Annotated in this window: 10 protein-coding genes; 8 read left to right on the forward strand and 2 right to left on the reverse strand. The window is 72.4% G+C overall.

The features are described 5' to 3' along the window. The first annotated feature begins 200 nt into the window (after window positions 1-200). The 5 genes from ACO0E0_RS06470 to ACO0E0_RS06490 all read left to right on the forward strand — a co-directional run bounded on the left by ACO0E0_RS06470 (window position 201) and on the right by ACO0E0_RS06490 (window position 4,484). A complete protein-coding gene (locus ACO0E0_RS06470) occupies window positions 201-1,232 on the forward strand; it encodes a FecCD family ABC transporter permease (protein ID WP_422870586.1) in 1,032 nt (343 codons plus the stop codon). Continuing rightward, a complete protein-coding gene (locus ACO0E0_RS06475; RefSeq protein WP_422870587.1) occupies window positions 1,229-2,269 on the forward strand; it encodes a FecCD family ABC transporter permease in 1,041 nt (346 codons plus the stop codon). The genes ACO0E0_RS06470 and ACO0E0_RS06475 overlap by 4 nt, the downstream gene beginning before the upstream one ends. Window positions 2,270-2,447: 178 nt before the next feature. Then, window positions 2,448-2,936, forward strand: a complete 489-nt coding sequence (locus ACO0E0_RS06480) for an FHA domain-containing protein (protein WP_422870588.1) — start codon at window positions 2,448-2,450, stop codon at window positions 2,934-2,936. A 104-nt stretch (window positions 2,937-3,040) separates the two neighbouring features. Then, window positions 3,041-3,697 carry a transcriptional regulator FtsR gene (gene ftsR / locus ACO0E0_RS06485; protein WP_422870888.1) on the forward strand — a complete coding sequence of 219 codons (657 nt, stop codon included), beginning with the start codon at window positions 3,041-3,043 and terminating at the stop codon, window positions 3,695-3,697. A gap of 217 nt (window positions 3,698-3,914) precedes the next feature. Then, window positions 3,915-4,484, forward strand: a complete 570-nt coding sequence (locus ACO0E0_RS06490) for a MerR family transcriptional regulator (protein ID WP_422870589.1) — start codon at window positions 3,915-3,917, stop codon at window positions 4,482-4,484. Window positions 4,485-4,494: 10 nt separating this feature from the next. On the opposite strand, the gene ACO0E0_RS06495 is transcribed toward ACO0E0_RS06490, so the two are convergent. Then, the gene (locus ACO0E0_RS06495; RefSeq protein WP_422870590.1) at window positions 4,495-5,310 is read right to left on the reverse strand and encodes a ParA family protein; all 816 of its coding nucleotides are present in this window, start codon (window positions 5,308-5,310) and stop codon (window positions 4,495-4,497) included. Window positions 5,311-5,439: 129 nt separating this feature from the next. Here ACO0E0_RS06495 and ACO0E0_RS06500 point away from each other — a divergent pair, with 129 nt between their 5' ends. From ACO0E0_RS06500 to ACO0E0_RS06510, 3 genes are all read left to right on the forward strand, one after another. Further along, a complete protein-coding gene (locus tag ACO0E0_RS06500) occupies window positions 5,440-8,853 on the forward strand; it encodes a pyruvate carboxylase (protein ID WP_422870591.1) in 3,414 nt (1,137 codons plus the stop codon). Further along, window positions 8,850-9,353 (forward strand): peptide deformylase, encoded by a 504-nt coding sequence (locus ACO0E0_RS06505; protein WP_422870592.1) that lies wholly within the window; start codon window positions 8,850-8,852, stop codon window positions 9,351-9,353. Before ACO0E0_RS06500 ends, ACO0E0_RS06505 begins: the two co-directional genes overlap by 4 nt. A gap of 229 nt (window positions 9,354-9,582) precedes the next feature. Then, window positions 9,583-12,438, forward strand: coding sequence for a hypothetical protein (locus ACO0E0_RS06510; RefSeq protein WP_422870593.1), 2,856 nt, complete (start codon window positions 9,583-9,585; stop codon window positions 12,436-12,438). A gap of 8 nt (window positions 12,439-12,446) precedes the next feature. Here ACO0E0_RS06510 and ACO0E0_RS06515 read toward each other — a convergent pair whose 3' ends face one another. Next, entirely contained in the window at window positions 12,447-14,267 is a 1,821-nt protein-coding gene (locus tag ACO0E0_RS06515) for an AMP-dependent synthetase/ligase (protein WP_422870594.1), read from the reverse strand. Window positions 14,268-14,383: the final 116 nt, after the last annotated feature.

Here is a 14,383-nt window from a genome sequence, read left to right on the forward strand (position 1 = left end):
ACTGCCGGGAGGGCGTCGATGGAGCAAGTACAGGCCCGTTCTCCATGGGGAGCCTATGAACGAGCCGTCCGTGCGCTCCAGGGTCGCTCGGCAACGCCCGAGGTCCGAGGTCGACGACCGCCGGTCACACCCCGGATGCCCGCCTCGGCCGCCGGCACGCGGCCGCCGGCACCCGCGCCGCTGCGGGTAGCCTTGGCCGGATGGCCTCCCGCGAACGACCCCCACGTCCCGTGCCCCCGGCGCGGCTCGCCGGGGTGTCGGCACTCGCGCTCGGCGTGCTCGCGGTCATCGCCGTCCTCAGCATCATGGTCGGGTCGCGCCCGATCGACCCCGTCACGGTCCTCCGCGTCCTCGCCCACCCGACCGGCACCGACGAGCTCTCGCTCATCGTGCTCGACGGCCGGGTGCCGCGCACCGTCGTCGGCATCGTCGCCGGTGCCGCCCTCGGGGTCGCCGGTGCCGTCATGCAGGGCGTCACCCGGAACCCGCTCGCCGACCCCGGCATCCTCGGCGTGAACGCCGGGGCGGCGCTCGCGGTGGTGGTCGGCATCGTCGTGTTCGGCGTCACCGGGACGGCGGGGTACCTGCCGTTCGCGTTCGTCGGTGCGGCGATCGCCGCGGTCGTCGTCTACGGCGTGGCGTCGGTGGGGAGGCGCGGGGCCACGCCGATCGCGCTCGCCCTGTCCGGCGCAGTGGTCGCGGCCGCGGCCTCGTCCGTGACGACCGCGATCCAGCTGGTCGACTCCTCCGTGCTGGAGCAGATCCGGTTCTGGCAGGTCGGCGGGCTCGGCGGTCGCGGCTTCGGGGTGATCGGCATCGTCGCGGTCCCCGTCGTCGTGGGGCTCGCGCTGTCGTTCTCCCTCGGCCGGTCGCTCAACACCCTCGCGCTCGGGGACGAGCTCGCCGCGTCCCTCGGGCAGCGTGTGGTGGTCACGCGGGCCCTCGGTGCGCTCGCGACCGTGCTGCTCGCCGGTGCGGCGACGGCCGCGGTCGGACCGATCGCGTTCGTCGGGCTCGCGGTGCCGCACGCCGTCCGACGGTTCACCGGACCCGACCACCGATGGATCCTGCCCCTGTCCGCGATCGCGGCACCGGCCCTCCTGCTCGTGGCGGACGTCATCGGCCGGGTCATCGCGTTCCCGGGCGAGGTCCAGGTCGGCATAGTGACCGCGTTCATCGGCGCGCCGGTGTTCATCGCGCTCGTCCGGAGCCGGGCGGTGCGGGGCCTGTGACCGGCGCGACGACACGGCGGACCGGCGCGTCCGCCGCCGTGACGAGCCGCCGTCCGGACACCGGACTGCGGCGCGAGATGCTCGTGCTCGGGGTGGTGCTCGGCGTGGCAGTGGTCCTCGCCGGCGTCGCCCTGTCGATCGGCGAGATCGCGCTGACGCCCGGCGAGATCCTCTCCGCCCTGGTGGGGCGGGCGGACCGGGTCACGGCCTTCGTCATCACCGAGCTCCGCGGCCCCCGCCTCCTCGCGGCGGTCCTCGTCGGGGCGAGCCTCGGCGTCGCGGGCGCGATCGTGCAGAGCGTCGTGCGGAACCCGATCGCGAGCCCCGACGTCATCGGCATCACCTCGGGTGCGAGCGCTGCCGGGATCACCGCGATCGCGCTCGCCGCCGCGTCCGGGATCGTCCTGTTCGCGACCGTGGTGGTCGGGGCCCTCGTCGTCGCCGGCGCGATGATCGGGCTGAGCTGGCGTCGCGGGATCGGTGGGAACCGGCTCGTGCTCGTCGGGATCGGGATCGCCGCGTTGTCGTTCAGCGTCACCGGGTGGATGCTCACCCGCGGCGACGTGCAGGACGCCGGCGTCGCGCTCCTCTGGCTCACCGGCAGCATCAACAGCGTCGACGGCACGGTGCTCACGGTCCTCGGGGGCGCGTTCGTCGTCCTGTTCGGGCTCGCGCTGCTGCAGTCGTCCCGGCTCGCGGTGCTGGCCCTCGGCGACGACCTCGCGTCCTCGCTCGGTCTCGCCCCGAACCGGGCGAAGCTCGCCCTCGTGCTCACCGCGGTGGGCCTGACGGCGGCCGCCGTGGCGTGCGCCGGGCCGGTGTCCTTCGTCGCGCTGATGTCCGCACCGGTCGCGCGGCGGCTCGTCGGTCGCGGTCGTGTGGCGCTCGCCGTGTCGGCCGCGGTCGGCGCCGTCATCGTGCAGGCGAGCGACCTCGTCGCGCAGTTCGCGGTCCCCGGCGTGCAGCTGCCGGTCGGCGTCGTGACGGGCATCGTCGGTGCGCCGTACCTGCTCTGGCTGATCACGCGCCAGCGCTGACCCGCTGCGCCGCTGCCCCGCTGACCCGCTGACCCGCAGCGCCGCTGCCCCGCTGCCCCGCTGCCCGGCTGGCGCGGAGGTGGACGGACGCCGACGGAACGTCTCGCACATGCTCAGGATGTGACTCCCGCCGGGTCGGGAGTTTCCGATACGCTTGTCCGCCAGAAGGAGGTCCACGATGGCAGACCAGCAGCCGGGTGAGAACCACGGCACGACCGCGCAGAACGACGGCACCCACGGCCGAGTCGACACCACCCTGACCTTCAGCATGGACATGGGCGCCGCACTCTCGTCCGAGTCCGGTGTCTCGGGCGAGGAATCCGACGCGATCGGTGCACTCCCGTCCGGCTCCGCGCTGCTCGTCGTCCGTCGTGGTCCGAACGTCGGTGCGCGGTTCCTCCTCGACTCCGACGTCACGACGGCAGGTCGACACCCCGACGCCGACATCTTCCTCGACGACGTCACCGTGTCCCGCAAGCACGCGCAGTTCCTCCGCCACGGCACGACCTTCAGCGTCAAGGACCTCGGGTCGCTGAACGGCACCTACTTCGACGGCGTCCGCATCGACGAGGCGCTCCTGGCCGACGGTGCCGAAGTCCAGGTCGGCAAGTTCCGCCTGACGTTCTACGCGTCCCGCGTCGACCTCGCCCGCCTGGCGAACGCGTAGTGCCGGCGCAGTCGTCGGCCGCTCGCGCGGTCGGTGCTGATCCGGGCGGTGCCGATCAGGGTCGCGCCCCGGGTGCCGCTCCTGCCCGAGCGCTCCCGCGCGACCTGCTCACCATCGGGCAGGTCCTCGCGCGCCTGAAGCCGGAGTTCCCGGACCTCTCCAGTTCCAAGCTCCGGTTCCTCGAGGACCGTGAGCTCGTCACCCCCGTGCGCACGCAGAGCGGGTACCGCAAGTTCTCCCCGGCCGACGTCGAGCGTCTGCGGATCGTGCTCGGACTCCAGCGCGACCACTACCTGCCGCTCAAGGTCATCAAGGAGTACCTGGCGGACCTCGACGCCGGACGCGAGCCCGTGCTCCCCGGCGGTGTCGACGGACCACGCCCGTCGATCCTCGGGACGGAACGGCGCTACACCCGCGACGAGCTCGTCCGAGCGGCTGGAGCCACCCCGATGCTCGTGTCCGACGCCGTCAGTGCGTCGCTCCTCCCTGCGACCGAGCACTACGACGACGCTGCGGTGTCGGTCGTCAAGGCACTCGTCGACCTGCAGCGGAGCGGGATCGAGCCGCGGCACCTCCGGACGTTCCGGGCGAGTGCGGAGCGGGAGCTCGGGCTCATCGAGTCGGCACTGATCCCGGTCCGCCGACGCGGCGACAGCACCTCGCGCGCCAAGGCCGCCGAGCTCGCGCGCGAGATCGCCGGGCACCTCGAGGTCGTCCGGTCGTCGCTGATCCGCGCGGCGATCGGTCAGCTCGACGCGTGACGACGGGGCGCCTCCGCGTGGCTCCGACCGCCTCGGTGCATGGACAGGTCACGACTCGGCGGCATATCCTCGACACGCCGGAGTCCGAGAGCCAGATGTCCCGCGGCGATGCCCTCCGACTCGCTACCGTGGATCTCGGCATAACTCTCAACCGAATGTTGAACCTTCGGACGAGGGTCAGGACGTCGCGGAAGGCAATCCGAATGAGTGGGAACGCATGAGTGGCAACGACACCACCGGTGAGACCGGGGACTCTGCCGAGCCGAACCGCTTCGACCTCGGTCTGCTCTTCACCGACGGCATGCCGGAACGCGACGAGTCCAACGGCTACCGCGGCACCGTCGCAGCACGCGCGGCCGGCATCAGCTACCGCCAGCTCGACTACTGGGCGCGCACCGGTCTCGTCGAGCCCACGATCCGCGGCGCCGCGGGTTCCGGTTCGCAGCGGCTGTACGGCTTCCGCGACATCCTCGTGCTCAAGCTCGTCAAGCGTCTCCTCGACACCGGCATCTCGCTGCAGCAGATCCGTACCGCCGTCAACCAGCTCCGTGAGTCCGGCGTGGACGACCTCGCCCAGACGACGCTCATGTCGGACGGTGCCTCGGTCTACCTGTGCACCTCGAACGACGAGGTGATCGACCTCGTCTCGCGCGGGCAGGGTGTGTTCGGGATCGCGGTGGGCAAGGTCCTCCGCGAAGTCGAGACCAGCCTCGTCGAACTCGACGCGAGCCCCGCCGCCGACCCGGCCGACGAGCTCGCAGCACGCCGGGCCACGCGAGCGAGCTGACCCCCCGCCCCTACGCCCGGGCGATGTCCTCGGCGTAGTCGCCGATCTTGCCGGTCCGCATGATCCGTTCGAGCAGCTGGTCGAAGTTCCGCGCCATCTCCTGCGCGGACTCCCCGGGCCAGACGTGCAGCGGCTTCGCGGCGCCCTGGGCCTGCTGCAGGCTCGTGCGCTCGGGCAGCTGCGGGGAGAGCACGAGCGGCCCGAACATGTCCCGGAGCTCCTTGATGCGGAACTGGTGCTCGAGGGACTGCACCCGGGCGCGGTTCACGATGATGCCGAGCGGCTGGAGGCGCGGCGAGAGTCCGCGTCGGATCTCCTCGATCGCACGGAGCGCACGGTCCGCGGCGGCGACCGAGAACAGCCCCGGCTCGGTGACGACGGTGACGCGGTCGGACGCGGCCCACGCGGTCCGGGTCAGGGCGTTGAGCGAGGGCGCGCAGTCGATGAGCACGAGGTCGTAGTCCGCCTCGACGTTCGCCAGGGCCTCCTCGAGCTTCCAGATGTCGCGGATCGACGGGTGCGGCCCGTCGAAGTTGATGGCCGAGGGCGAGCCGACCATGACGTCGATCTTGCCGGCGCGTCCCTTCGTCCAGCCGGAGGGTGCGATCGCCTGACGGACGATCTTCTCCTTCGGGGACTCGAGGACGTCGGCGACGTTGAGGTGGCCGGCGAGGGAGATGTCGAGACCCGTCGAGACGTCGGACTGGGGGTCCAGGTCGACGACGAGGGTCCGGAGTCCCTTGGCGAACGCGGCCGACGTCAGGCCGAGGGTAACGGTCGTCTTTCCGACGCCTCCCTTGAGGGAGCTGACGCTGAGTACATGCACGTCGAGCAACGATAGCCGCACTAGGGTTGAACCACCTCAAGATCCGCCGTACGGGGGCCGTCGCGGCACCGGACCGGGTCGTCATCCCGTTCGGGCCCGAGTGGGTCCGGACCGCTCGAAGGGCTCCGAGTGTTCGACAAGATCCTGGTCGCGAACCGCGGCGAGATCGCGATCCGCGCCTTCCGCGCCGCGTACGAACTCGGGGCCCGCACCGTCGCGGTCTACCCGTACGAGGACCGCAACTCCCAGCACCGCCTGAAGGCCGACGAGGCCTACCAGATCGGCGAGCCGGGGCACCCGGTCCGGGCCTACCTCGACGTCGCCGAGATCGTCCGCGTCGCGGTCGAGTCGGGTGCGGACGCGATCTACCCCGGCTACGGCTTCCTCTCCGAAAACCCGGAGCTCGCCGCCGCGGCCGCCGCAGCCGGGATCACGTTCATCGGCCCGGGCGAGCACGTCCTCGAGATGGCGGGCAACAAGGTCACGGCGAAGGAGCACGCGATCGCGGCCGGCGTGCCGGTCCTCGCGAGCACCCCGGCGAGCCGCGACGTCGACGAGCTCGTCGCCGGAGCCGACGCCGTCGGGTTCCCGATCTTCGCGAAGGCCGTCGCCGGTGGCGGTGGCCGGGGGATGCGCCGCGTCGAGCGCAAGGAGGACCTCCGTGCCGCGCTCGAGGAAGCGATGCGGGAGGCCGACAGCGCCTTCGGCGACCCGACGATGTTCCTCGAACAGGCCGTCCTCCGCCCCCGGCACATCGAGGTGCAGATCCTCGCCGACGCGACGGGGACCGATGCCGGCACGATCCACCTGTTCGAGCGGGACTGCTCGGTGCAGCGGCGGAACCAGAAGGTCGTCGAGATCGCCCCGGCCCCGAACCTCGACCCGGCCGTCGCCGCGGCACTCCACCGGGACGCCATCGCGTTCGCCCGGAGCATCGGGTACGTCAACGCCGGCACGGTCGAGTTCCTGCTCGACACCGTGGGGGAGCGCGCCGGCCAGCACGTCTTCATCGAGATGAACCCGCGCATCCAGGTCGAGCACACCGTGACCGAGGAGGTCACCGACGTCGACCTCGTGCAGTCCCAGATGCGGATCGCCGCGGGCGAGACCCTCGCCGACCTCGGGCTCTCGCAGGAGACCGTCGCGGTGCACGGCGCCGCGCTGCAGTGCCGGATCACGACCGAGGACCCGAACCAGGGCTTCCGACCGGACACCGGCCGCATCACCACCTACCGGAGCCCCGGCGGCTCCGGTGTGCGACTCGACGGCGGCACGGTCGCCACCGGGGCGCAGATCAGCCCGCACTTCGACTCGATGCTCGTCAAGATGACGTGCCGCGGACGCGACTTCCCGGCAGCGGTCGCCCGGGCGCGCCGTGCGCTCGCGGAGTTCCGGATCCGCGGCGTGTCGACGAACATCCCGTTCCTCCAGGCGGTGCTCGAGGACCCGGACTTCGCGCGCGGCGACATCAGCACGTCGTTCATCGAGGAGCGCCCGCAGCTCTTCACCGGGCACGTCTCGCGCGACCGTGGCACGAAGATCCTCGGGTGGCTCGCCGACGTCACGGTGAACCAGCCGAACGGGGCCGGACAGGGCGCGATCGACCCGGGCCTCAAGCTGCCGACGCTCGACCTGACCGCACCGCCGCCACCCGGGGGCCGTGACCGACTCCGCGCGATGGGGCCGGCCGCCTGGGCGGAGGCCCTCCGCGCGCAGACCGCCCTCGCCGTGACCGAGACGACGATGCGCGACGCCCACCAGTCGCTCCTGGCGACCCGGGTCCGCTCGAAGGACCTCATCGCCGTCGCCCCGCACGTGGCCCGACTCACGCCGGACCTGCTCAGCATGGAGGCCTGGGGCGGGGCGACGTACGACGTCGCGCTCCGGTTCCTCGGCGAGGACCCGTGGGAGCGCCTGGCGTCCCTCCGTGCGGCGATGCCGAACATCCCGATCCAGATGCTGCTCCGCGGCCGGAACACGGTCGGGTACACCCCGTACCCGACCGCGGTCACCGAGGCCTTCGTCGCCGAGGCGGCGGCGACCGGGGTCGACGTCTTCCGGGTCTTCGACGCGCTGAACGACGTCTCGCAGATGCGTCCGGCACTCGACGCGGTGCTGGCCACCGGGACGACCGTGGCCGAGGCGGCGCTCTGCTACACCGCCGACCTCCTCGACCCGGCCGAGGACCTCTACACGCTCGACTACTACCTCCGCCTCGCGGAGCAGATGGTCGACGCCGGGGCGCACGTCATCGGGATCAAGGACATGGCGGGGCTCCTCCGCGCCGGTGCCGCCGAGAAGCTCGTGACCGCACTCCGCGAGCGCTTCGACCAGCCGGTGCACGTCCACACCCACGACACGGCCGGCGGGCAGCTCGCGACGCTCCTCGCCGCGAGTCGCGCCGGGGCCGACGCGGTGGACGTCGCGGCGGCGCCGATGGCGGGCACCACGAGCCAGCCGAGCATGTCGGCGCTCGTGGCGGCCCTCGCGCACACCGAGCGGGACACCGGCATCTCGCTGGCGGCGGTCAGTGCCCTCGAGCCGTACTGGGAGGCCGTGCGCCAGGTCTACCGACCGTTCGAGTCGGGACTCCCCGGTCCCACCGGTCGCGTCTACCAGCACGAGATCCCCGGCGGGCAGCTCTCGAACCTCCGGCAGCAGGCGATCGCACTCGGCCTGGGCGACCGGTTCGAGCAGGTCGAGGACTGGTACGCCGCGGCGAACCGCATCCTCGGCCGACCGACCAAGGTGACCCCCTCGTCCAAGGTGGTCGGCGACCTCGCCCTGCAGCTCGCCGCAGCGGACGCCGACCCCGCGGACTTCGAGGAGAACCCGCAGGACTACGACATCCCGGACTCGGTCGTCGGCTTCATGGCCGGCGAGCTCGGCGACCTGCCCGGCGGCTGGCCGGAGCCGTTCCGGACGAAGGTCCTCGCGGGCCGCACCGTCGACCTGACGATCACCCCCATCGACGACGACGACGCGGCCGCGCTGCGGACGGCCGGACGGACGCGCCAGCAGACCCTGAACCGGCTGCTGTTCGACGAGCCCACGAAGCAGTTCGAGCGGGTCCGGGACACCTACGGCGACCTGTCCGTGGTCGGCACGGCGGAGTACCTCTACGGACTCCGCCAGGGACACGAGCACGTCGTGTCGATCGGCAAGGGCGTCAACCTGTACCTCGGCCTGGAGGCGATCGGCGAGGCCGACGAGCGCGGCATCCGCACGGTGATGGCGACGATGAACGGCCAGATGCGACCGGTGTACGTCCGGGACCGCTCGGTCGCGGTCGAGTCGAAGGCCGCCGAGAAGGCCGACAAGTCCGACCAGAACCAGGTCGCCGCGCCGTTCTCCGGCGTCGTGACGCTCAAGGTCGCGGTCGGCGACGCGGTCGAGGCCGGACAGCCGGTCGCGAGCATCGAGGCGATGAAGATGGAGGCGGCGATCACCGCGCCCGTCGGCGGCACAGTTGCGCGCCTCGCCATCCCGGTGACGCAGCAGGTGGACGCCGGCGACCTCCTGGTGGTGCTGGACCAGCGATGACCGTCCGTCCCATCCGCCTCTTCGGCGATCCCGTCCTCCGGTCTGCCTCCGACCCGGTCCGCGTCGGCCCGGACGGCGTCGCCGACGGCGTCCGCGACCTCGTGCAGGACCTGCTCGACACCGTCCGCGAGCCCGGTCGCGCGGGCGTCGCCGCCTGTCAGATCGGGGTCGGGCTCACCGCGTTCAGCTACAACGTCGACGGTGAGGTCGGCTACGTCGTCAACCCGGAGGTCGTCGAGACGTCCGGCGAACTCGAGCTCGTCGACGAAGGCTGTCTGTCGGTGCCGGGGCTCGCGTACCCGACGCCGCGGTACCCGTACGCCAAGGTGCGGGGCGTCGACCTCGACGGCAACGAGGTCGTCGTCGAGGGCGAGGGGCTCATGGCCCAGGCGCTCCAGCACGAGACCGACCACCTCAGGGGCACCGTCTACGTGATGACCCTCGACCCGGAGACGCGCCGCCAGGCGCTCCGCGACATCCGCGAGCAGGACTGGTTCTGAGCGCGGTCTGCCGCACACCGTGACCGACGGGAGGGACGGTGCGAGCCCGCACCGCGCCTCCAGTCCGTGCCCCCCCACCTCCGACCGGGCCGTCTCGCCCCCCCCCCGGACACGGGGCTCGGAGCCGACCCCGGATCCGCTTAGGGTGAGGGCGGGCGCAGTGAGGGCGCCCGCTCGTCGGGAACGGTGCCGTGCAGGGGCGGCGCCTCATCGGGATCAGGGGATCACCATGCGCACGTACCACTCGTCTGCCGATCCGGCGACCGCGATGCCCAAGCGCAGGCCCGGTCTCGCACTGGCCGTCGCGATCGCCGTCGCCGTCGTACCGGTCACCGGTGTCGCCCTCGGGACCGCACCGGTCCCGGCGCGTGCGGCGTCCGCCGCGACGCCCGTCCAGGCGGAAGCCCCGGACTACGCGTCCGAGGTGTTCGGCGACCCCTGGGACTACAGCGACGCGGCCGACCAGAACACCGACTTCGCGAGCCCTCCGACCGGATCGGTGGCCAACGGCAAGTACACGATGCAGGTCGGTCCGGGGAACTGGTTCGACCCGATCGACACCGTCGCCGGGAGCGTCCCGTACGGCCGGGACGGCGCGTCGAACAGCGTCGACACGAACCGCTACCGCCGCCTCTCGTTCAGCATGGACCAGCCGAACGGCGGCATCGGCGCGATCTACTGGTGGACCTGTCGGGAGAAGAGCTCCGCGTGTGTCGGCGGGACGACGTTCCCCCTGACCCGCGGCTCGCACGTGTACGACGTCGCGCTCGACGGTGCGTCCACGCTCGGTGCGAAGGTGCCCTGGACCTCCGGGCGGGTCGTCGCGCTCCGCGTCCAGCCGGTCGTCGTCCCGTCGGGATCGCCGACCGTGACGGTCTCGCTCGACTGGATGCGTCTGCACGCCGGCACGTCGGCGCAGGCGGCACTCCCGCCGGGGGACTACGGCACCTACCGGATCGAGGCGATCCCGGAGCCGGTGGTGGACAGCCCGAGTCCGGCGGATGGACAGGACCTCGCGACCGCGACGCGCGGTGCGCCCTGGGAGTTCACGAACTCCGCGAACGCCAAGGGGGTCGCCCTGCAGAACGCGACGCTCCAGGGGTACGGGAGCGCCGGGCTGACGGCCGTCAACGCGGGGCCGGACCAGAACGACCCGATCGTCCGGTTCCCGGTGTCGACCTTCTCCGGCAGCCAGTACCACTGGCTGTCCTGGGACATGACGTACGACGGCGGCTTCTCGCTCGACGACGCCGCGGGTGGCGGCAAGATGGCGCGCGTGCACTGGACGGTGGCCGGGTCGCCGATCATCCAGATCGGCAACGACATGTTGACGTTCTCGGGGGCGAACGCCACCCCCGGGCTCATCGACCTCAACACGAACCCGCTCGACGAGAACGCCGCGAACCCGCGGCTCGGGTGGTCGGGGCAGACCATCGACTCGTTCCGCTTCGACCCGAACGAGGACCCGGGACGGGCCGTCTGGCACCTCGAGTCCCTGCACCTCCGCGCGGACCCGGCCGCGACGAACGCCACGACCGTCAAGTTCCACGACGCCGCGTGGGTCGCCGGGACGACAGCCGACGTCCTCGTCGGGACCGGCGCGCCCGGGACGGCGTACACCACGATCGCGTCCGGCGTCGACGTGACGTCCGGGCAGAACAGCGTCCGGTTCGCCCTCGGTTCGATGCCCGCCGGCAGCTACACCGTCCAGCTCGTCCTGCACCACCCGGTCGGCGGCGGCGCCCTCGCGTTCTCGAAGGCCCCGATCCGGATGGCGAAGGACGCGTCGAGCGATCCCCGTGGCAGCCTCGACGAGGTCTCCGCGAACGGGAGCACCGGAGCGACGGTCCGCGGATGGGCGTACGACCCGGACGCTACGGGTGCCACGCAGGTGCGGGTCACGGAAGGTTCGACGACGCTCGCGACGGTCGCGACGTCCGAGCCCCGGCCCGACGTCGCCGGTGCGGTGCCCGGCGCCCCGACGAACTCCGGGTTCCGCACCACCGTGCCGCTGTCAGCCGGGCAGCACACGCTGTGCGCGACCGCGGTGAACGTGGGTCTCGGGAGCGGCGACGTCGCGCTCGGCTGCCGGTCCGTCACGGTGCCTCCGGACACCTCGCACGACGCCCGCGGCAGCTTCGACGAGCTCTCCGGCAACTCGTCCGGGGTGCTCCTCCGCGGCTGGGCCTGGGACCCCGACCAGACCTCGGCGACCCAGGTCCGCGTCACGGAGGGCACGACGACGCTCGCGACCGTGGGCACCTCGGAGGCCCGTCCGGACGTCGCGCGGAACGTGGCCGGCGCGCCGGCGAACACGGGGTGGCGGACGACGATCCAGCTCGCGACGGGATCGCACACCGTCTGCGCGACGGCGTTGAACGTCGGCGCGGGACGGGACGCCGCACTCGGGTGCCGGACCCTCTCGGTGGTCCGGGACGCGTCGCACGACGCACGCGGTGGGTTCGACACGGTCACGGCCGAGCGTGACGGCATCCACGTCACGGGTTGGGCGTGGGACCCGGACGACAGCGGTGCGAGCACTGTCCTCCTCACCGACACGACCTCGGGGACCCCGCAGCGGCTCGGGACGCTGTCGACCGGTGGGACCCGCACCGACGTGGCGCGCCACGTCGCGGGTGCCCCGTCGACGACCGGGTTCGACGGGTACCTCGACGCTCCCGGCGGGACGCGGACGATCTGCGCGTCGGCCGTCAACACCGGACCGGGCATCGGCGACGTCGCCCTCGGCTGCAAGCAGCTGGTGGTCGGCATGCCGCTCGGCTCGCTCGACGAGGCCTCGTCCTCGGCACGCGGTGACGTGACGCTCCGCGGGTGGGCCTTCGACTGGTCGGCATCGACCACCGAGGTCCGGTTCTACGAGGGCTCGCGGTACCTCGGCACGACGACGACCAGCCTGCAGCGACCGGACGTCTCGAGGTCGTTCCGGGGGTCGCCGTCGATGAACGGGTTCCTCACCCACCTGGCGCTGCCGTCCGGCTCGACGCACTCGATCTGCGCGTACGCGATCAACACACCGGCCGGGGACAACCCGGGTCTCGGCTGCCGGACGGTGACCGTCCGGTAGCCGCGTGCCTACCGGGGTCGCCGACGGTCGACGACCGGCACCGCCGTCGTCTGCACCGCCGAGCCGGAGTAGATGTGGTCGACGTCCGCCGCGAAGTCCGACAGCACCACCGACCGCTTGACGGTGAGCTTCGGGGTGAGGTGTCCGGACGCCTCGGTGAGGTCGGCGTCGAGGACCGTGAACGACCGCACCGACTCCGCCCGGGAGACCCGTCGGTTCGCGGCGTCGACCGCGTCCTGGACGGCCGCGTGCACACGCTCGTCCGACGCCGCGGCCCGTGGGGACAGCGCTGGTGCGATGCCGTTCGCTGCACACCAGCCGGCCAGCATCTCGCGGTCGAGCGTCACGAGCGCGGCGATGAACGGCCTGCCCTCGCCGACGACGACGACCTGGCCGACGAGCGGGTGCTCGCGGACGGCGTCCTCGAGCGGTGCCGGCGCGACGTTCTTGCCGCTCGCCGTGACGATGAGCTCCTTCGCGCGCCCGGTCACGGTGAGGATGCCCGAGCCGTCGAGCGTGCCGATGTCGCCGGTGCGGAACCACCCGTCGACGAACGCCGCGGCCGTCGCGTCGGGGGCGTTCCAGTACCGGTCGAACACGTCGACGCCGCGGACGAGGACCTCGCCGTCGTCGGCGATCCGCACCTCGACACCGGGGAGCGCCCGCCCGACGGAGCCGATCCGGACCTCCGCGGCGCGGTTGACGGTCGCGGGCGCGGTGGTCTCGGTGAGCCCGTACCCCTCGAGGACGAGCACACCGACCGACCGGAAGAAGTGCGCCAGCCGCGGGGACAGCGGTGCGGAGCCGCTGATCGCGAACGACACCCGGCCGCCCATCGCGTCCCGGAGCTTGGCGTACACGAGTCGGTCGAACAGTCGGAACCGGAGCGCCAGCGCGACACCGACCCGGCCGCGGGCGAGTGCCTCGGAGTGCGCGACCGCCGTGGCCGCCGCCATCCGGAACACACGACCACGACCGCCGATCGTCGCCTTCTGCTCGGCGGCGTTGTAGATCTTCTCGAACACCCTGGGGACGGCGAGCAGGAACGTCGGCCGGAACGTCGACACCGCGTGCAGCAAGTCCTTCGTGTCCGGCTCGTGACCGACGAGGACACCGGTCCCGACCGACATGATCGCGATGAAGCGGGCGAAGACGTGCGCCATCGGGATGAACAGCAGCGTCGAGGCGCCGTCCTGCACGACCTCGGGCATCGCCTCGGCCGCCCCGTCGACGAGCGACGTGAAGTTGTCGTGGCGGAGCACGCAGCCCTTCGGCCGTCCCGTGCTGCCCGACGTGTAGATCAGGGTCGCGTCGTCGACGCCCCGCACGGCGTCGAGCCGTGCGTCGAGTTCGTCGTCGTCGACCTCCGAGCCGAGACGGACGAGGTCCTCGAGGCCGCCGCCGTCGATCGTCCATCGCTGGCCGAGGCGGGGCAGGTCGGGGGCGACACCGGCGACGCGGCGGGCGTGGTCCTCGGTCTCGACGACGATCGCGACGGCTTCGGAGTCGTGCAGGATGTACCGCACCTGGTCCGGGGAGCTCGTCTCGTAGACCGGGACCGACACCAGCCCGGCGTGCCAGATCGCGAAGTCGACGAGCGTCCACTCGAGGCGGGTCCGGGACAGGACCGCGACGTGTGCGCCGGGTTCGAGGCCCGCGGCGACGAAGCCCTTGGCGATCCCGCGGACGCGTGCGAGGACGCTCGATGCCGGGATCGACGTCCAGGTGTCGCCGTGCCGCTCACCGAGGATCGGGCGGTCCGGTGTCGCAGCCGCGCGGCGGACGAGGATGCGACCGGCGGAACCGGCGTCGAAGAGCTGTTCTGGCACGGTGAACTCCTTCGTCGACCGTCGAATGCTGCCGGGCTCATCGTCGAGCCGGCACCCCCCAGCATAGGGCTCGACGCGGGAGCACCGGTGGGCGCGCACGCCGCGCTAGGCTGACT

Origin of the sequence: Curtobacterium phyllosphaerae, assembly GCF_049341865.1 — a bacterium.
Taxonomy (GTDB): Bacteria; Actinomycetota; Actinomycetes; order Actinomycetales; family Microbacteriaceae; genus Curtobacterium; species Curtobacterium phyllosphaerae.